An 18,100-nucleotide genomic window follows, 5' to 3' on the forward strand; every position below is an offset into this window, starting at 1 on the left:
CGAGCTTCCAGAAGCGGAACAGCCGGTTGGCGTAGGGTTCGATCTCCTCGCCGTCCAGGCTGGGGATGGTGGCGACGACGATCTGGTCGGAGCCCTTGGCCTCGAAGGCGGCGAGCTTTTGCGTCAGCGCCGCTCTGGTCCCGGCATCGATGATGCCGGCATTGTCGACAACGCGGCCGGTGAGCGCTGGGAGGTCGGCGGCGAAGGCGGCCAGGGGGAAGAAGAGGAGGCTGGCAAGAAGGCCAAGAAGGGTGAGGTAAGCGCGAGGCCCCCCTCTCTGTCCTGCCGGACATCTCCCCCTCAAGGGGGGAGATTCGACGTCATGCCGGCCTTCGCCAATCACCGACGCAGAAGGATGAGCGACGCGCTCGAAACTGCCAATCTCCCCCCTTGAGGGGGAGATCTCCGGCAGGACAGAGGGGGGTGTTTGCACGCCAGCGGTCCGTCTTTTCGCGGAATTTATTCCGATGACAGTCGCCTATTACCCGCCCTGTTTCGTGCCGAAATCGACCTTTGGCGGCTGCATCTTGTCTTCGTCGACGGTGAAGTTGGCATAGGGCTCGTTGCTGCGGAACCAGAAGGTCGCCCACAGCACCGACGGGAAGGTCTTCAGCGTCAGATTATAGTCCCTGACCGCCTGGATGTAGTCGCGCCGCGCCACCGCGATGCGGTTCTCGGTGCCTTCGAGCTGCGCCTGCAGCGCGAGAAAGTTCTGGTTGGCCTTGAGGTCGGGGTAGGCTTCCGACACCGCGATCAGCCGCGACAGCGCGCTGGTCAGCCCGGCCTGCGCATCCTGGAACTTCTTGAGAGCTTCGGGATCTTTCAGCGTTTCCGGCGTCACCGTTATCTGCGTTGCCTTGGCGCGCGCTTCGACCACCGCGTCGAGCGTATCCTTTTCATGCGAGGCATAGCCCTTGACGGTCTCGACCAGGTTGGGGATGAGATCGGCGCGGCGCTGATACTGGTTCAGCACCTCGCTCCATGCCGCCTTGGCGTTTTCCTCTGCCGTCGGGATGGTGTTGTAGCCGCAGCCGGCAAGCAACGGCAGCACGATGGCCATCATCAGGAAAGCGGGAAGCGTGCGGAACATCGATGGTGAGGCAAGGCGCTGGGCGAACATGATGGGGTCCTTCGGTAGAAGTTGCATGCGAAGCATTACCACAATCGGCGCGCAAGAAAACGGCCTCGACCGGCAACCGCTTGCCTGGCACGCAAGGTGTCGTCGCAAGGGCTCTGTGATTGGCGCTGCGAACACGATAAGGTCCGGTCGAAACGGGACATCATCATGGCGGGACGCCAGGACAGCGACAGGGAATCGCGCCGTATCCTCGAGCGCATCGCGCGCGAGACCGATCCGGCCGGCACCTCGTTTGTGGCGCGGACCACGAAAGGCGTGCGCGATCACGTCAGCGCGGCCGATGCCGACCGCGCTGACCCGATCGAAGTCTGGGGCACGCGCATTGGCAGGATACTCGGCCTGCTTGTGGCGCTGGGCCTGATGATCTGGCTCGTGCTTTTCGTCACCCGGGGCAGTTAGGAATCAAGAAACAATGAGTGCCGAAAAACCCGACGCGCCGCGTGCGGTCATCGTCATTTCCAGCCATGTCGCACGCGGCTCGGTCGGCAATCGCGCCGCGGTGTTCGCGCTGGAGACGCTGGGCTTTCCGGTCTGGGCGGTGCCGACGATCATCCTGCCCTGGCATCCCGGCCATGGACGAGCGACGCGCATCGTGCCGCCGCTCGACCAGTTCAAGGCACTGATGGCCGATCTCGAGCGCGCGCCCTGGCTGGGCGAGGTCGGCGCCGTGCTGTCCGGATACCTCGGCGAGGCCGGCCAGGCCGATGCCGTTGCCTCGCTGGTCGCCGCGGTGAAGGCAAGGACGCCTGACGCCGTCTATATCTGCGATCCGGTCATGGGTGATTCGGGCGGTCTCTATGTGCCCGAGCCGACCGCCATCGCCCTGCGCGACCGGCTGATGCCGATCGCCGATATCGCCACCCCCAACCGCTACGAGCTGGAATGGATGGCTGGCGCGCAATTGCCCGACCTGAAATCGGTGATCGCGGCCGCCCTCCATGCCGGACCGTCGACCATGCTGGTCACCTCGGCGCCCTCGATGATGACGGGCGGCACCGGCAACCTCCTGCTCAACGGCAGCCAGGCGCTGTTGGCCGAGCACCGCCTGATCGACAAGCCGCCGAATGGTCTGGGTGACCTCACGGCGGCCGTCTACCTGGCCCGCATCCTGTCCGGCCAGCCGGCGATCAAGGCGCTGCAGTCGACCACGGCGGCGGTCTACGAGATCCTGGCGCGCACGGCCAAGCGCGGCGGCGACGAATTGCAGCTCGAAACCGATGCGCAGAGCCTGTCGCACCCGATGGCCATGGTCCAGCTTCGCCACCTCACGCATCCCGGGCGGGACCGCCGGGCGTGACCTCGGCGGCGACCGCGGTGCTTGTCGGCGTCGATGGCTGCAAGGCCGGCTGGATTGCCGTGCGGCGCGATCTCGGTTCGATACGTCGTAACCCCGGTCCGACACCTCGTGACCTCGGTTCGATACCTCGTAACCTCGGTCCGACACCTCGTGACCCCGGTTCGATACCTCGTAACCCCGGTTCGACACCTGGTCTCCCCGGCTCGACGCCGTTGGTCACGGTCTTCGACAGCTTCGCCGCGCTGCTTGCGGCAAATCCCGATGATGCGGTCATTGCCGTCGACATGCCGATCGGCCTGCCCGAGTTTTCGAACAAAGGCGGGCGCGGACCGGAAGCGCTGGTGCGGCCTCTGCTCGGGGCACGCCAATCCAGCGTCTTTTCGATCCCGTCCCGCGCCGCGCTCTACGCCGACACGGCCGACTTCAGCACGATCGAAGTCTGGTACGCCGCGCACCGCCGGGCGAGCGATGTCGCCAGGACCACGTCCGATCCGCCGCGCGGTGTCTCGATCCAGGCTTTTGGCATCTTTGCCAAGATCCGTGAGATCGACGCGCTGCTGATCGCGCGAGCCGATTTGCGCCGCCGCGTCTTCGAATCGCATCCTGAGGTCGCCTTCTGCCGGCTGAACGGCGACCAGGCCATGCAGCTGCCGAAGAAGGTCAAGGGCAGCATCAATCCGGCCGGCATGGCGGAACGCAAGGCGCTGCTGTGCCGGCACGGCTATGAGATGGACTTTCTCGACCAGGCGCCACCGAAAGGCGCGGCAGCCGATGATTTCCTCGATGCGGCGGCAATGATGCTGGTTGCTGGTCGCATTGTCAGCGGTGAGGCAAGGCCGTTTCCCGACCCGCCGCTCACCGACCGCTTTGGCATTCCGGTCGCCATCTGGGCGTGAGGCTATCGGCGCGAACCGTGCCTGGCGCATGCCATTTGCACCGAGCCCCTGCAATTCTGCATTGCTCGCGACAGGCTTTTGCCGCTAGAGGCTTGTCTCGACCGCAACGAGCTGCCGCCTCCAACCCGGAAAGGCCTTAGCCGCCCATGCCTCATCTCCCCGAACACCTTCTCTCAGGCTATCGCAATTTCATGAATGGCCGCTATCTCACCGAGAGCGGACGTTATCGCGAGCTCGCGCGCGAAGGCCAGGCACCGGAGACGATGATCGTCGCCTGCTGCGATTCGCGCGCCGCGCCAGAAGCGATCTTCGACGCCGGGCCGGGCGAACTCTTCGTGCTGCGCAATGTCGGCAATCTGGTGCCGCCCTACGCGCCGGATGGCGAGTTCCATTCGACCTCCGCCGCGCTCGAATTCGCCGTGCAAAGCCTCAAGGTCAAGAACATCGTCGTCATGGGCCATGGCCGCTGCGGCGGCATCCGCGCCGCGCTCGACACCACGGCCGCACCGCTGTCGCCCGGCGACTTCATCGGCAAGTGGATGAGCCTGATCGCGCCGGCGGCCGAAACCGTCTCCTCCAGCACCTTCATGACGGCAACGGAGCGCCAGACCGCGCTGGAGCGCATCTCGATCCGCTATTCCATCGCCAATCTCAGGACCTTTCCCTGCGTCTCGATCCTCGAAGGCAAGGGCCGGCTGTCGCTGCACGGTGCATGGTTCGACATTTCGAGCGGCGAGCTCTGGGTGATGAACAAGGAAACCGGCGACTTCGAGCGGCCGGAGCTGGGGTGACGCCGATGATGCGCCAGGATTGCCATCGGGCCGCTTTCGTTGCCGCCGCGCTGCTGTCCTCGCTGGTTTGCGCCCGCGCCGACGATGGCGCGATCATCGACCGCTGGTATTCGGCGTTGCTGGTGGCCGACCGCACCGAATTGACGGACCTGCTCGCCGATGATGTCCGTATGAAACTCGACGATGTCGGCGTCGTGCAAAACAAACAGGAATTCATCGACTCGATCGACGAATGGCAGGGCGCCGTCGCGGGTGCCGCGATCCGGCACAGGATCGAAAAGAGCGAAGCCGGCGTAACCACTGTGATTGCCTGCTACGATTTCCCGAACAATGACATGCTGATGCACGAGACCTTCGCCATTGCCGACGACCGCATCACGGCGAGCACGCAAAAGGCGCTCGCCGAAAGCTGCGCGGCTTATTGACCGACCCGTCGCGCTGTTGCGCGTGACAAACCAGCACCCTACATCGGTGGTGCCCCGCCCTTTCCTCGCCCGCCAATCGAAAGATAGCCAATGCCTGCCACGAAAACCGTCGACCTTGCCACCCATCCATTGACCGCATGGCATGGGCCGCTCGGCCTGCCCGATTTCGCCCATATAGGCGACGACGACTTTTCCCCGGTCTTCGACGCGGCGCTGAAGGCGCATGAGGCCGAGATCGACGCGATCGCCGGCAACAAGGATACGCCAACCATCGAAAACACGCTTCAGGCGCTGGAACTCGGCGGCGACGCCCTCGACCGTGTCTCGTCGATCTTCTGGTGCCGCGCCGGTGCCCATACCAACGATGCGATCCAGGCCCTGGAGCGCGACATCTCGCCAAAAATGTCCAGGCATTTCTCGGCGATCTCGATGAACGAGAGACTGTTCGCCCGCATCGACGACCTCTACCAGCGCCGGGAGAGCCTGAAGTTCGACGCCGAGACGCTGCGCGTGCTGGAGAAGACCTGGAAAGGCTTTGTCCGCTCGGGCGCGAAGCTTGATGCCGAGGGCAAGAAGCGACTGGCCAAGATCAACGAGGAGCTGTCCTCGCTCGGCACCAGTTTCGGCCAGAATGTGCTCGCCGACGAGCGCGACTGGGCGCTGTTTCTCGACGTGGCGGACCTTGCCGGCCTGCCCGATTTCCTCAAGAGCTCGATGGCCGAAGCCGCCGAAATGCGCGGCCAGAAGGGCCGCTATGCCATCACCCTGTCGCGCTCGATCTACGAACCGTTCTCGACCTTCTCGGAACGCCGCGATCTGCGCGAGATCGCCTTCCGCGCCTTCACCATGCGTGGCCAGAACGGCGGCGCCACCGACAACACGTCGGTGGTGCGCGACATGCTGAAGCTTCGCGCCGAGAAAGCCAGACTTCTCGGCTACGGCTCCTTCGCCGCGCTGAAGCTCGACGACACCATGGCCAAGACACCGAAGGCGGTGCACGCGCTGCTCGATCCTGTGTGGGAAAAGGCGCTGGAGAAAGCAGCAGCCGACCAGACTGAGTTGCAACGGCTGGCGGCGGAAGCCGGCAGCAACGAGAAATTCGCCGCCTGGGACTGGCGCTTCTACCAGGAAAAGCTGCGCGCGGAAAAGTTCGCCTTCGACGAGGCCGAACTGAAGCCCTATCTGCAGCTCGACCGTGTCATCGACGCCTGCTTCGACGTGGCGACACGGCTGTTCGGCATCACCTTCGAGGAGAAGCAAGGCATTGCCGCCTGGCACCCGGATGCCCGCGTCTTCGTCGTCAGGAATGCAGACGGCAGCGAGCGCGGCCTGTTCCTCGCCGACTATTTCGCCCGGCCGTCAAAGCGCTCCGGCGCCTGGATGAGCGCGCTGCAATCCGGCTATCGTCTCGGCCATGGTTCGAAGCCGGTCATCTACAACGTCATGAACTTCGCCAAGCCGCCGGCGGGCGAGCCGGCGCTGCTGTCGGTCGACGAGGCGAAAACGCTGTTCCATGAATTCGGTCATGCGCTGCACGGCATGCTGACCGACGTCACCTGGCCGTCGGTCTCCGGCACCTCGGTCAGCCGCGACTTCGTCGAACTGCCCTCGCAGCTCTACGAGCACTGGCTGACGGTGCCGGCGGTGCTGGAAAAGCACGCGCTGCACATCGAGACCGGCAAGCCGATGCCCAAGGCGCTGCTCGACAAGATGCTGGCGGCGCGCACCTTCGGCGCCGGCTTCGCCACGGTCGAGTTCACCGCCTCGGCGCTGATCGACATGGCCTATCACGCGCGGCCGGACGCGCCTGAAGCGCCACTTCGTTTCGAAGCCGAAACGCTTGAAAAACTCGGCATGCCGGACACCATCGCCATGCGTCACCGCACTCCGCATTTCGGCCATGTCTTCTCAGGCGACGGCTATTCGGCCGGCTATTACTCCTACATGTGGTCGGAAGTGCTCGACGCCGATGCCTTCGCCGCCTTCGAGGAGACCGGCGACCCTTTCAACCCGGCGCTGGCCGAGCGGCTGAGGAAGAACATCTACGCCGCCGGTGGCTCCAAGGACCCGGAAGAACTCTACACCGCGTTTCGCGGCAAGATGCCTTCGCCAGAAGCGATGATGGTCAAGCGCGGGCTGGTGTGATCCAGCCTCACCCCTTCCACGGATCAGCCACCCGCGGCCAGATCGGCCGCGTCAGCTTGGTGTAGTTGGTCGCAGCCGGATTGCTGGGATATGAACTGGGCGCCGAGACATAGATGATCTCGGCGGCGATCGGCACGAAGCCCGCGTAGAAATGATTGGTCGACTTGATCAAAAGGACATCCTTGGCCAGCGGATCGACGCCGAGATTGACGAAGATATCCGGTTCGAAGGCCTGCGTGCGGTTGGTGTTGAGGATGATGTCGACCTCGGTGCCTTCGATGCGGACCAGCGCCGTCGGCCCCAATGTCACCCGGCTTGGCCCGAAACTCTGCCAGCCCTCCGCAACGGCCTTCAGCACCTTGACCCGCGCGTCGATCGGCTCACCGGCCTGCGGCCCGGCCTTGCCGCCGAAACGAAGGTCGATGACCGCGCCCTCGCCTGCCGCCAGGCAGAAGGTCACCGCGATCGGATCCCATATCGTCGCGACGCCGACATTGTTCAGGCCGCGTGCCAGCATCTGACGCAGCACGACGGTGCCGTCGCCGGCAACGCCCCCGCCCGGATTGTCCCAGATGTCGGCGATGACCACTGGCTTGCCCGGATTTTCAGCGCGCACGGCCAGCGCCCGATCGATGCCGGCGGCGGCGCTCAGCATCGTCATCGCCGTCTTTTCACGAAGATCGTAGAGCTCACGCCCAAGCCGTTCCGCCAGCGCATCGCCCTTGGCCTTGGCATTGTCGGTGACGACCAGGATGCGCGTGCCCATCTCGGCGACGTCGGCCGCCATGAAGCCATGGATGACCGAGACCGACAGCACGCCGTCCTTGCCGTGCAGCGCCTTGATGCGGTCGACGAAGGAGCGCATCGGCTCGCGGCTGGTCGGCAGCACCTGGATCATGCGGCAGTCGAAGGTCGAGATGACAGGCTTGATCTCGCCGCGCGCCGCCGCGAGGCCAAGCTCGACGACATGTTCGCCGCGCTCGTAGAAGTCGGTGTGCGGGAATTCGAGGAAGTAGGCCATGATGTCCGACGCCGCCACCCGCTTCGGCGTCAGATGACTGTGCGGATCAAACTCCGAGGCGATCACCACCTGCGGACCCACCATCTCGCGGACGCGCTCGAGCAGATCGCCTTCGCAGTCGTCATAGCCTTGCGCCACCATCGCGCCATGCAGGCCGAGGATGACCGCATCGACCGGCAGCGCTGCCTTGAGCTGACCGAGAATCTCGTCGCGCAGCGCCTCATAGGTCTGCCGCTGCACCAGGCCGCCCGGCTCCGCCCAGGTGGCGGTGCCCTCGATCACGGTGAGGCCCTCGGCGGTCGCGCGCCGGCGCAGGGCGACCATCGGCGAGGAGCACAGCGTCGGCGTCTCCGGATGCTTGCCGGGTCCTGCATAGAAGGCCATCTCGAACGAGGCCCGATCGGTCGGCACCGGCGAGAAGGTGTTGGTTTCCGTCGCCAGCGAGGCGGTGAAGATGCGCATTTTCAGGAATTCCGCTTCGCTCTGGTCAGTTCGTGGTTGTTGCGGCTGGGCATGTAGACGAGATCGTCGGCCGTGGCGACAGCGGCGCGTGCGATGACCCGGACACATATTTGTGTGACATCAAGAACTCCGTTCGGCATCAATGCGCGGCTACTTGACCGCCCCGAGTGCCAGCCCGCGAACGAGGTAGCGCTGCAGCCAGATGAACAGGATGGCCACCGGCAAGGTCGCCAGCAGCGTCGCGGCCATGACGTGGTGCCATTCGATGGTGTAGCGGCCGGCAACCAGTGAAAACACCTGGATCGGCAAGGTATAGCTTTCCTGGCTGCGCAGCATGGTCAGCGCCACGACGAATTCGTTCCAGGCATTGATGAAGGTGAAGATCGCGGTCACCGCGATCGCCGGCAGGCAGAGCGGCAGGAACACCTTGCGCAAGGTCAGCCAGCGGCCGGCACCCTCCATCCACGCCGCCTCCTCGAGATCGCGCGGAATGGTGTCGAAATAGCTCTGCAGCATCCACACCGTGAAGGCGACGTTGAAGGCCATGTAGATGAAGCCGAGCGCCGTGGTGCTCTCCACCAGCCCCCACGCCGCCATCAGCCGGAACAGGCCGAGCACCAGAACGATCGGCGAAATCATCTGCGAGATCAGCAGGAACTGGCGCAAGGCGCCGTAGCCGGCGAAGCGAAAGCGCGACATCGCGTATGCCGCCGGAACCGAGATCAGGATGGCGCCGACGGTGGCGATGACGGACACATAGAGCGAATTGACCAGCGCCTGGCCGAACCCGGTCGCCACCCACATGTCGGCGAAGTTCGACCAGCGGAACTCGCTCGGCCACCAGGTTGGCGACAGCACTTCCTGTCTCGGCTTGACCGCGGTCAGGAACATCACGGCAAAGGGAAAGATCGTCACCACGATCAGCGGCGCCAGCAGCAGCCAGGCGATGACGGAACGCTTCAGCTTACTCGTCATGCGCGTTGCTCCCGCATCGCCAGCCGCACATAGATCATGGTGAATACCAGCAATATGGCAAACATCACCAGCGACACCGCCGATGCCTCGCCGAGTTTGCCGATGCGGAAGGCCAGCTTGTAGAGGTGGGTGACCAGGATGTCGGTCGAGTTGGCCGGCCCGCCTTGCGTCATCACCCAGATGATCGGGAAGGAGTTGAAGACGTAGATGGTGTTGAGCACGATGGCGATGTTGATGAACGGTTTCAGCAGCGGAAAGGTGATCTCGCGGAACTGCTGCAGCGGCGTGGCCCCTTCGAGCGCCGCCGCCTCGTAGAGGTCGTCGGGGATCGACGACAGGCCACCGAGGAAGATCGTCGTGGTGAACGGCACCGTCACCAGGATGCCGATCAGCACCTGCATGGGAAAGGCGGTCTCCGCGCTCGCCAGCCACTGGATGTTGTGGTCGATGAGGCCGAGGCCGATCAGCGCCGAATTCAGCATGCCGCTTTCGCCGCTCAGCGCCCAGCGCCAGACCACCGCGGTCATGGTCAGCGACACCGCCCAGGGCAGCATGATGATGACGCGGGCGATGCCCCTGCCATAGAAATCGGTGTTGAGGATCATCGCCACCGGGAGCGACAACAGCAGCGCACCGCCGACGACCAGAACGGTCCACTGGCCGGTGCGCCAGAGCGCGGCGATGAAATCGGGATCGGCAGTGAGCGCCGAGAAATTGGCGAAGTCGTTGAGTTCGCGAAGCTGGCCGAAGCGGTTCACGTCATGCGTCGAGATCTGGATCAGGTCCCAGACCGGCCAGAAGATGACCACTGCCGCCAGGAGCAGGCTGGGCAAGGTCAGGAGATAGGGCAAGAAACGATTTTGCATCGGCTGACCTGGTGTGGCGAATTTGACATTCGCTTCAGGGAAATGTGGCGCGCCCGGTCGTCGGGGCGCGCCACGGGCGCGGGAGAGACGCCCTATTTCTTCAGCACGGCGTTGGCCTTGGCCGCGGCGTCCTTCAAGCCTGCCTCGGGGTCGCCGCCGAGATAGATCTTCTGCATGGCGTCGGAGGTGATCTGCGCGACCTCCTCCCAGCCCGGGATGATCGGCGCGAAACGGGCGTCGGGCAGCAGGGCGGTGAACGCCGCGAGATCGGCATTGTTCACATAGTAGTCCATCTTGGCCTCTTCCTTGTTGACCGGCAGGAAGCCTTCGCCTTGCGTGAACTTGGCGCGCTGCTCGGTGGTGAACAGGAAATCGAGCAGCTTCCAGGCCTCGTCCTTGTTCTTGGAATTCTTGAACATGATGATGGAATCGGTGACGCCATAGGTGCCGCGCGCGCCGGTCGGTCCGGCCGGAATAGCCGCCACGCCATATTTCAGGTTTGGCGCCTCGTCCTTGATCTGGTTGGACAGGAAGGGTGCGGTGATCATCATGCCGACCTTGCCCTGCTTGAACAGGTTCTGCACATCCTCGCGGTTGTTGGAGGTGACGCCCGGTTCGGTCAGGCCTTCATCGATCATCGACTTGTAGAGCTTGGCGGCTTCAAGCGCGCCCGGCGTACCGAGGCCGGAGGTACCGTCCTTGTTGAGGATTTCGGTGCCGTAGGACCACATTGCATAATAGTAGTAGACGTCGGTCTCGATCTCTTTGCCCTGCAGGCCGAAGCCGAAGGTGCCGGAACCGAGCGCCTTGATCTTACGGGCGTCTTCCTGCAGCTCGGTCCAGTTGGCCGGCGGATTGGCGATGCCGGCTTTCTCGAACAGCTCCTTGTTGTAGTACATGGCGCGCGCCGAGGCCGCGATCGGCAGACCGTAGGTCTTGCCCTCCATGATCGAGGGCGACAGGAACGTGTCGATGAAGCGGCCCTTGAAGTCGGGCGTGATGTAGCTGTCGAGCGGCTCGGCAACGCCCTGCTGGACAAAGTCGATCAGCCAGCGTGTGCCGATGATCGACAGGTCGGCATTGGTGCCGGCGGTGATGTCGGTGGTCAGCTTCTGCAGCAGCACGTCCCACGGCACCACTTCGAACTTGACGGTGATGCCAGGATTCGCCGCCTCGAATTCCTTCTTGACGCTTTCGAAATAAGGGCCAGTCTTGGCGCTGTATTCAGCGACGGTGACCCGCACCTCGCCCGCATCGGCCTGCGCCGCGAATGCCAGCATGCTCATTCCGGCCATCAGGCCGACAGTCCATTTTGCAAGGCTCATTTGATGTCTCCCATTTTGATTTTGCGCCTGCGCGCCTCTCGCTGCCGGAGCAGAAGATTTATGTGACTTTCCTACATTATCGATGAATTCAAGGCTTGCAAGCGGATTATTCTGTTGCTTAATTACATTTACAGGGCTAGGCCTGACATGATCCGTCAGAGCTCCCGGAGGATGACGCGCGGTGGTTTCGAAAGCCGAGTTCGAAGGCAAGACTGTCGTGGTGACCGGCGCGGGCGGCGGCCTCGGCACGGCCATCGTGGCGCTGATGGCTCAAAGGGGCGCCAGGGTCGTCGGCTGCGACCAGTCGAGCGAGGCGCTGAAGAGCCCGCACCTAGCCTCCCGCCACGTCTTCGATCTTGTCGACCGGGATTCGATAGCGGCGGCGATCGGCGCCATCCTCGACAGGGACGGCGTGCCTGACATTCTCATCAACAACGCCGGCTGGACTCGCGCCGAGACGATCTCCGCGCTGACCCCCGACAAGATAGAGCAGGAGCTTGATCTCAATCTGACCGGCGTGATGACTTTCGCCGACCCTCTGGTCAAGGCAATGGCCGGGCGCGGCTCCGGCAGTGTCGTCTTCATCTCCTCGGTCAACGCCATCGCGCATTTCGGCAATCCTGCCTACGCCGCGGCCAAGGCTGGCATCAATGCCTATGCGAAGGCAATCGCCGTCGAGCTCGGCCGCAGTGGCCTGCGCGCCAATGTCGTGTGTCCGGGTTCCATCCGCACCGCCGCCTGGGACCACCGCCTTGCCAAGGATCCCGAAATCCTCGGCAAGCTGCAGCGGCTCTATCCGCTCGGTCGCATCGTCAACGCTTCGGAAGTGGCGGAAGCCGTTGCCTTTCTTGCGTCCGATCGCGCATCGGGCGTAACAGGCGTGGTGATGCCCGTGGATGCGGGACTGACGGCCGGCTGCCTGCCATTCATCGACGACATTCTGGGAGCGTGATCATGACCGACGTCGAGTTCCGCGACCTGTCGAAATCGTTCGGGCAGCACAAGATCCTCGAGAACATCAGCCTCGATATCAAGAGCGGCGAGTTCGTCGTTCTGGTCGGGCCATCCGGCTGCGGCAAGTCGACCTTGCTGCGCATGCTGGCCGGCCTGGAGACAATCACCTCCGGCGACCTGCTGATAGGCGGCGTGCGCGCCAACGAACTGCCGCCGCAGCGGCGCAACATCGCCATGGTGTTCCAGTCCTATGCGCTGTTCCCGCATCTGAAAGCGTCGGACAACATCGGCTTCGGCCCGAAGATCCGGGGTGAAACGCGCGCCGCGATCGACCAGAAGGTCAAGAAGGCGTCGGGCGTCCTCAATCTCTTCTCCTATCTCGACCGCTATCCCCGCCAGTTGTCCGGTGGCCAGCGCCAGCGCGTCGCCATGGGCCGCGCCATCGTGCGCGAACCGTCGGTGTTCCTGTTCGACGAACCCTTGTCCAATCTCGACGCGCAACTGCGCGTGCAGATGCGCGTCGAGATCAAGGCACTGCATCAGCGGCTCAAATCGACGATCGTCTATGTCACGCACGACCAGATCGAGGCCATGACCATGGCCGACCGCATCGTGGTGATGGACCGCGGCAGGATCCAGCAGGTCGGGGCACCGCTGGAGCTTTATGACCGGCCGGCCAACAAATTCGTCGCCAGCTTCCTCGGCTCCCCGTCGATGAGTTTCGTGTCCGGGGCCCTCAAGACATCGCCTGAGAAAACCTGGTTCGAATCGGCCGGCGGCGGGCGGCTTGCGCTTGTCGGCAAGACGGTGCCGGCGGACAGTGCGGTGGAAGCCGGCATCCGGCCCGAACATTTCATCATCGGCGAGGCTGACGACGCGATGGCGATCAAGGTGGATGTCGTCGAGCCGACCGGCTCCGAAACCCATGTCTATGGCGCCATTGGCGCTGATACGGTACGTGCCGTGTTCCGCGACAGGGTACCGGTCAGGCCGGGTGATCTGCTACCGGTGACCGTCGATCCCGGCAACGTCCATCTGTTCGACAAGGCGACAGGCATGCCGCTATGAAAACACACGCATGAAGACGCCGGCCGACATCATCACCCGCCTGCAACTGATGTCGCAGGACGGAACCAAGTCGGATCGCAAGCTCGCCGGTTTCGTGCTTGCCGACCTCGACTTCGTCTCCAAGGCGGCGATCTCGGAAATTGCCGCGCGCGTCGGCGTTAGCGAGCCGACAGTGACGCGGTTCTGTCGCAACCTCGGCTGCGAGGGCCTGCGCGACTTCAAGTTCTATCTGGCGCAGGCCATCGCCATCGGCGGCCAGTATCTGTCGCCCGAGCCATTGAGCCGCGACGCGCGCGAGCAGCGTATCGCGTCGGCCATTACCGAGGCGGCGATCGCCGCCATCCAGCGCTCCAGCGAAAATCTCGACATGACGACGCTGGTCGGCGTCGCCGCGCGGATCGCTGTCTCCGGCAATGTGCTTTGCATCGGCTCCGGCGGCATTTCGTCGATGATGGCGACCGAAATGCAGAACCGGCTGTTCAGGCTGGGTATGTCGGTGGTGGCGCAGATCGACGGACAGTTGCAGCGCATGTACGCCGCCGTTGCCACGCCCGACACCACGCTGGTCGCCTTCTCCGTTTCCGGCTATGCGCGTTCGGTCATCGATGCCGTGCAGGTCGCCCAGCAGTATGGCGCCACCACCGTCGCCATCACGGCGCCGGACTCGGCACTTGCCAAGGCCGCCGACACGGTGATCCATTTCCAGCCCTTGGAAGACGGCAACATCTACAAGCCGACATCGTCGCGCTATGCCCTTTTGGCGATCGTCGACATGCTCGTCACCTCGGTCGCCGAGACGCGCGGACCAAAGGTCCTCGAGAATCTGCGCCGCATCAAGCAGAGCGTGAACACGCTGAAAGTCGACGATCCGCGCCTGCCGCTCGGGGATTGAGACGTCTTCTATCTGTTCGCCAGGAGAGGGCTAATCTGAAACGAATGCGCTGCCCCTCATCCGCCTACCGGCACCTTCTCCCCGTATAGTGACGGGGAGAAGGGAACTTTGTCCGAACCGCCGGCGCTCATTCCATTGCCAGTTGGCGAAATCATCGGTGGCAGCGTCTTTCTCCCCGTCACTATACGGGGAGAAATGTCCGGCAGGACAATGAGGGGCGGCGCCGACCGACGATTTTTAGCCGCTACTCAACGCGTCGATGCTCTGCGCCAGGGCTCGCGGCTCGCCCGAAATGCGCAGCGTCTTCAGGCGGCTAGTGCCCCCAGAAACCACCGACACCGCCGACGCCGGCACGCCAAGTGCCTTGGCGACAAGCCGTTGCAGCGCCTGGTTGGCGGCGCCGTTTTCCGGCACGGCGCGGACGCGGGCCTTCAGATGCCTTCGTCCGTCCGTCGAAGTTTCAACGCCTTCGAGCCTGTCCAGCGCAGCCTTCGGCGTCAGCCGCACGAACAGGTCGACACCGCCATCGCGCAAGCGAAACGGTGAGCTCATGGAACCGCCGGCCTCAGACGACCAGCGACAGCACGGTGGTGAGCAGGAACTGCCGGAGGAAGAACAGGATCAACAGCAGGATGATAGGCGAAATATCGATGCCGCCAAGGTCCGGCATGAAACGGCGGATCGGGCGCAACGCCGGCTCGGTCAGCCGGTAGAGCATGTTGCCGATGCTGCCGACGAACTGATTGCGCGAGTTGACGACGTTGAAGGCGTAAAGCCAGGAAAAGATCGCCGAGGCGATGATGACCCACCAGTACAGGTCAAGCGCCATGACGATTGTTTGAATGAGGGCGATCATGCCGGTCTCCAATTGTTGCCGACATGTAGCCATTGCGCGCCAAACCGGCAAGGGCCGCCTTCCGCCACGCGCCGGCCCGGCGTTCGGCGGCCGGAGATTTCCACGAAACGCCGCCTTGACAGAAAACCACCGCGCCCGATAAATGCGCCATCCGCTGGACGGGGCTGTAGCTCAGCTGGGAGAGCGCGTCGTTCGCAATGACGAGGTCAGGAGTTCGATCCTCCTCAGCTCCACCAGCGGAATATCCCAACACCTGAAAAGACCCGCTATCTCCTGAACGTCGCTTTTGGTGGCGCATAACCGCCCGCCCAAATGGCGAGCCGCTCGCGTTCTGTGACATGAGAACTGTTGACGACGCTATCGGATGCCTCATCATGTTCGGCATCATTGGCCGCTTTCGCGATTCTCAGCGAGCGCCGGCTTGGCCCGTCCAGAAGATCCGACCGCTTATCCTATGAACCTCCACGTCAATAGCGTCGGAGGCGTGTGCTTCAGATCGTGCTCTCCGCGCCGTCACGTTAAGAGTATAGAAGCCGTTGACGATTAGATTTGCCACATGAAACTGCCTCGACATTCGAACGAACCCACCCTTCGGCTCTTTCTGCTCCGAATGGCTATGCCCATCATTGGGTTGACGCTGCTCATCGCAATCGCGACCACGGGGCTTCTGCTATGGTCCACGATTCAGACCGACAGCGTTGCCGTATCGCGGCAGCAAAGCCTGGTTGCCCTGATTGTATCCAAGCTGGAAAGCGGAGTCGCACACGACCAGGAGAGCGTTACCGTCTGGGACGACGCGGTAACGGCGCTGCGCAAACGGGACGAGAAGTGGATCGACATCAATCTAGGCAGTTGGATGCACACCTACTTCGGTCAAGACGAGATCTATATTCTCGATCCAACTGATGCGCCTATCTACGCATCGATAGACGGTTCGAAGGCCGACCCTGGCAGCTATACTTCCATAAAGGGGACCACCGGACGCCTTGTTGATGACCTCAGGGCAAGGCTCAAACGGGGGGACACCGAAGGCGTCTCGGAGCAAGTTCTCACGATAGGGGTTGCCGACTTGGCCATCGTCTCGGGCCACCCTGCCATTGTCAGCATAAAGCCGGTCGTATCCGACAGCGGCGACATCGCCCAGGTACAGGGTGAGGAATTTCTGCATGTTGCGATCCGATTTCTCGATGGCAATCTCGTCACCTCCTTCAGAAAAGATTATTTTCTGGACGGCGCGCGATTCTCCTGGGTAAATCTACAATCCTCGGCCGAGACGGCTTATCCCCTCCTCAGCAGGTCGGGTTCGACTATCGGTTTTTTTGTGTGGCAACCATATCGCCCTGGAGCCTTTGTACTCTTCCAGCTGGCCCCTATTCTTATAACTTTGTTTGGGTTGGTCTTGGGTGGCGTGATTTTGGGCCTGATCGCCTTTCGCAGGCGGAGTTTGAAGTTGAGAGAATCCGAGGACCGGATTTTTCATCTCGCACACAATGATCTGCTTACGGCCTTGCCCAATCGCGGCCAGTTCAACGAACGACTGGCCGATGCCCTGACGCGTCTACCCTCGACGGGCGAGCAGTTCGCCATTCTTTACCTCGACCTCGACCGATTCAAGCAGGTGAATGACAGTTTTGGCCATCCGGCAGGCGATGAGCTGCTCAGGGAGTTCGCCGATCGGCTGAGGCGGCTTACCACGGAAACGGACACCGTCGCCCGCCTGGGCGGCGACGAGTTCATCATCATCCGACGCTCGATCGGAGGGGAAGATGATGTCAAGGCTTTGTGCGACCGGCTAATTGAGTCCGCCCGCCGGCCGTTTGAAGTCTCGGGGATGCAAGTCTTTATTGGCTTGAGTGTCGGATGCGCATTTGCTCCCAAGGACGGGTTGGATCAGGTCGAACTGGTGAGGAAAGCCGACACGGCGCTCTACCACGCCAAGGCGGCGGGTCGCAGCAGCTACGCCTTCTTCGTGCCGGAGATGGACCAGACGCTGGCGATGCGCAAGGGCCTCGAGCAGGAACTGCGCAAGGCGCTGGAAGTGCCTGGCGCAATCCAGGTCCACTACCAGCCGCTCTATACGGCCGACACAAAGGAGATAATAGGCGTCGAAGCCTTGGCTCGCTGGTCCCACGCGGATCGGGGCTGGGTCCCCCCCGACCTGTTCATACCATTGGCCGAGGAAACGGGGTTGATCGATCAGTTGGGCGAACTGGTCCTGCGGCAGGCGTGCCGCGATGCAGCCAATTGGAAGATCGACACCCTGGCCGTGAACGTATCGGCCTTGCAACTGAACAATCCGGCTTTCGCAATGAAAGTGACCGGCATCTTATTGGAGGCGCAAATGGATCCGCGGCGCCTCGAATTGGAAGTGACAGAAAGCGCACTTTTGGAGCGCCGGACCGAATGCAAGCACAACATCGAGGCGCTGCGCCGCATCGGGGTGCGCTTCGCTCTCGATGATTTTGGCACTGGGTTTTCGTCATTGGGGCGCCTGCAGACCCTGGAAGTCGACAGGATCAAGATCGACCGGAGCTTCGTGCAAGGCTTCGGCCGCTCGAATGGCGACGAGGCAATCGTTCAGGCGATTATCGACCTGGCGCGCGCTACTGGCCTTAGCACCACTGCCGAAGGCGTTGAGACCGTGAGCCAATGCGATTATCTGCGCGAGCTCGGCTGCGACCAGCTTCAAGGCTTTCTGCTCTCGAGGCCTGTGCCGAAAGTGAGACTTCAAGAGCTGCTGGACGAGGAAGTTTTATCCCGACGCGCTTCCGCATGAGACGAACGGGTTGACGTACGACAAGGCCCGAGGAGCGCGTCTGTCGATTTCGCCCTGATTTTCTTGGCGTCCCAGCTTCGCACTGCCGGCTGGGTGATTGGCTTGCACAGCATCCAGAACCCCAACATTTTCGAGGTCGCGTGACGGCATGGGACACCTTGAAGAAGTAGTTCGGTGAACCTCAGCTCCGCCAGCGGAATATCCTGAAATCCT

At 62.9% G+C, this 18,100-nt stretch carries 18 protein-coding genes and 1 tRNA gene; 11 read left to right on the plus strand and 8 right to left on the minus strand.

Translation table 11 applies throughout. The features are described 5' to 3' along the window. The coding region (locus tag NR193_RS16890) for a TPM domain-containing protein (protein WP_375162709.1) at positions 1-304 on the minus strand (304 nt) is incomplete at its 3' end. Positions 305-481: 177 nt separating this feature from the next. Continuing rightward, complete coding sequence (locus NR193_RS16895) at positions 482-1,120, minus strand: LemA family protein (protein WP_183447365.1); 639 nt, start codon at positions 1,118-1,120, stop codon at positions 482-484. A gap of 165 nt (positions 1,121-1,285) precedes the next feature. On the opposite strand from NR193_RS16895, the gene NR193_RS16900 reads away from it, so the two are divergent. The 6 genes from NR193_RS16900 (at position 1,286) to NR193_RS16925 (ending at position 6,692) form a co-directional block, all read left to right on the plus strand. After that, positions 1,286-1,537, plus strand: a complete 252-nt coding sequence (locus tag NR193_RS16900; RefSeq protein WP_256751919.1) for a hypothetical protein — start codon at positions 1,286-1,288, stop codon at positions 1,535-1,537. Positions 1,538-1,550: 13 nt separating this feature from the next. Beyond that, positions 1,551-2,435, plus strand: a complete 885-nt coding sequence (pdxY, locus tag NR193_RS16905) for a pyridoxal kinase PdxY (RefSeq protein WP_256751920.1) — start codon at positions 1,551-1,553, stop codon at positions 2,433-2,435. Further along, positions 2,432-3,331 carry a DUF429 domain-containing protein gene (locus NR193_RS16910; RefSeq protein WP_256751921.1) on the plus strand — a complete coding sequence of 300 codons (900 nt, stop codon included), beginning with the start codon at positions 2,432-2,434 and terminating at the stop codon, positions 3,329-3,331. Before pdxY ends, NR193_RS16910 begins: the two co-directional genes overlap by 4 nt. A 146-nt stretch (positions 3,332-3,477) precedes the next feature. Further along, on the plus strand, positions 3,478-4,122 hold the full coding sequence (locus NR193_RS16915; protein WP_256751922.1) for a carbonic anhydrase: 645 nt from the start codon (positions 3,478-3,480) through the stop codon (positions 4,120-4,122). A 5-nt stretch (positions 4,123-4,127) separates the two neighbouring features. Continuing rightward, on the plus strand, positions 4,128-4,547 hold the full coding sequence (locus NR193_RS16920) for a nuclear transport factor 2 family protein (protein WP_256751923.1): 420 nt from the start codon (positions 4,128-4,130) through the stop codon (positions 4,545-4,547). A gap of 90 nt (positions 4,548-4,637) precedes the next feature. Next, positions 4,638-6,692, plus strand: a complete 2,055-nt coding sequence (locus NR193_RS16925; protein ID WP_256751924.1) for a M3 family metallopeptidase — start codon at positions 4,638-4,640, stop codon at positions 6,690-6,692. A gap of 7 nt (positions 6,693-6,699) precedes the next feature. Here the strand turns inward: NR193_RS16925 and NR193_RS16930 are convergent, their stop codons facing one another. From NR193_RS16930 to NR193_RS16945, 4 genes are all read right to left on the minus strand, one after another. Further along, positions 6,700-8,175: a M81 family metallopeptidase gene (locus NR193_RS16930; RefSeq protein ID WP_256751925.1), complete on the minus strand. Its 1,476-nt coding sequence runs from the start codon at positions 8,173-8,175 to the stop codon at positions 6,700-6,702. Positions 8,176-8,325: 150 nt separating this feature from the next. Next, complete coding sequence (locus NR193_RS16935; RefSeq protein WP_091576114.1) at positions 8,326-9,150, minus strand: carbohydrate ABC transporter permease; 825 nt, start codon at positions 9,148-9,150, stop codon at positions 8,326-8,328. Continuing rightward, positions 9,147-10,016, minus strand: a complete 870-nt coding sequence (locus NR193_RS16940) for a carbohydrate ABC transporter permease (RefSeq protein ID WP_256751926.1) — start codon at positions 10,014-10,016, stop codon at positions 9,147-9,149. Before NR193_RS16940 ends, NR193_RS16935 begins: the two co-directional genes overlap by 4 nt. Before the next feature lie 92 nt (positions 10,017-10,108). Then, positions 10,109-11,341: a sugar ABC transporter substrate-binding protein gene (locus tag NR193_RS16945; RefSeq protein ID WP_256751927.1), complete on the minus strand. Its 1,233-nt coding sequence runs from the start codon at positions 11,339-11,341 to the stop codon at positions 10,109-10,111. 181 nt (positions 11,342-11,522) lie between these two features. Here NR193_RS16945 and NR193_RS16950 point away from each other — a divergent pair, with 181 nt between their 5' ends. Genes NR193_RS16950 through NR193_RS16960 form a run of 3 tightly spaced genes read left to right on the plus strand, consistent with a single transcriptional unit; the run spans position 11,523 to position 14,255 of the window. Further along, positions 11,523-12,293, plus strand: coding sequence for an SDR family oxidoreductase (locus NR193_RS16950; RefSeq protein WP_256751928.1), 771 nt, complete (start codon positions 11,523-11,525; stop codon positions 12,291-12,293). Positions 12,294-12,295: 2 nt separating this feature from the next. After that, positions 12,296-13,363, plus strand: a complete 1,068-nt coding sequence (locus tag NR193_RS16955) for an ABC transporter ATP-binding protein (protein WP_256751929.1) — start codon at positions 12,296-12,298, stop codon at positions 13,361-13,363. Positions 13,364-13,373: 10 nt separating this feature from the next. Next, complete coding sequence (locus NR193_RS16960) at positions 13,374-14,255, plus strand: MurR/RpiR family transcriptional regulator (protein WP_091576109.1); 882 nt, start codon at positions 13,374-13,376, stop codon at positions 14,253-14,255. Between the two features lie 237 nt (positions 14,256-14,492). Here NR193_RS16960 and NR193_RS16965 read toward each other — a convergent pair whose 3' ends face one another. Both NR193_RS16965 and NR193_RS16970 read right to left on the minus strand, forming a co-directional pair. Then, positions 14,493-14,807: a DUF167 family protein gene (locus NR193_RS16965; protein WP_256751930.1), complete on the minus strand. Its 315-nt coding sequence runs from the start codon at positions 14,805-14,807 to the stop codon at positions 14,493-14,495. 13 nt (positions 14,808-14,820) lie between these two features. Next, positions 14,821-15,111, minus strand: a complete 291-nt coding sequence (locus NR193_RS16970; protein WP_091576245.1) for a YggT family protein — start codon at positions 15,109-15,111, stop codon at positions 14,821-14,823. Positions 15,112-15,271: 160 nt separating this feature from the next. Between NR193_RS16970 and NR193_RS16975 the strand changes: the two genes are divergently transcribed. After that, positions 15,272-15,347, plus strand: a tRNA-Ala gene (locus NR193_RS16975). A 380-nt stretch (positions 15,348-15,727) separates the two neighbouring features. Further along, a complete protein-coding gene (locus NR193_RS16980; RefSeq protein WP_256751931.1) occupies positions 15,728-17,887 on the plus strand; it encodes a bifunctional diguanylate cyclase/phosphodiesterase in 2,160 nt (719 codons plus the stop codon). Positions 17,888-18,100 lie beyond the last annotated feature (213 nt).

Source organism: Mesorhizobium sp. Mes31 (genome assembly GCF_024519675.1).
Lineage (GTDB): Bacteria > Pseudomonadota > Alphaproteobacteria > Rhizobiales > Rhizobiaceae > Mesorhizobium.

Bases quoted from the DNA above. Each gene is read 5' to 3' on its own strand.
- NR193_RS16895 (WP_183447365.1), bottom strand. From the start codon at position 1,120: ATGTTCGCCCAGCGCCTTGCCTCACCATCGATGTTCCGCACGCTTCCC.
- NR193_RS16900 (WP_256751919.1), top strand. From the start codon at position 1,286: ATGGCGGGACGCCAGGACAGCGACAGGGAATCGCGCCGTATCCTCGAG.
- pdxY (WP_256751920.1), top strand. From the start codon at position 1,551: ATGAGTGCCGAAAAACCCGACGCGCCGCGTGCGGTCATCGTCATTTCC.
- NR193_RS16915 (WP_256751922.1), top strand. From the start codon at position 3,478: ATGCCTCATCTCCCCGAACACCTTCTCTCAGGCTATCGCAATTTCATG.
- NR193_RS16920 (WP_256751923.1), top strand. From the start codon at position 4,128: ATGATGCGCCAGGATTGCCATCGGGCCGCTTTCGTTGCCGCCGCGCTG.
- NR193_RS16925 (WP_256751924.1), top strand. From the start codon at position 4,638: ATGCCTGCCACGAAAACCGTCGACCTTGCCACCCATCCATTGACCGCA.
- NR193_RS16930 (WP_256751925.1), bottom strand. From the start codon at position 8,175: ATGCGCATCTTCACCGCCTCGCTGGCGACGGAAACCAACACCTTCTCG.
- NR193_RS16935 (WP_091576114.1), bottom strand. From the start codon at position 9,150: ATGACGAGTAAGCTGAAGCGTTCCGTCATCGCCTGGCTGCTGCTGGCG.
- NR193_RS16940 (WP_256751926.1), bottom strand. From the start codon at position 10,016: ATGCAAAATCGTTTCTTGCCCTATCTCCTGACCTTGCCCAGCCTGCTC.
- NR193_RS16945 (WP_256751927.1), bottom strand. From the start codon at position 11,341: ATGAGCCTTGCAAAATGGACTGTCGGCCTGATGGCCGGAATGAGCATG.
- NR193_RS16955 (WP_256751929.1), top strand. From the start codon at position 12,296: ATGACCGACGTCGAGTTCCGCGACCTGTCGAAATCGTTCGGGCAGCAC.
- NR193_RS16960 (WP_091576109.1), top strand. From the start codon at position 13,374: ATGAAGACGCCGGCCGACATCATCACCCGCCTGCAACTGATGTCGCAG.
- NR193_RS16965 (WP_256751930.1), bottom strand. From the start codon at position 14,807: ATGAGCTCACCGTTTCGCTTGCGCGATGGCGGTGTCGACCTGTTCGTG.
- NR193_RS16970 (WP_091576245.1), bottom strand. From the start codon at position 15,111: ATGATCGCCCTCATTCAAACAATCGTCATGGCGCTTGACCTGTACTGG.
- NR193_RS16980 (WP_256751931.1), top strand. From the start codon at position 15,728: ATGCCCATCATTGGGTTGACGCTGCTCATCGCAATCGCGACCACGGGG.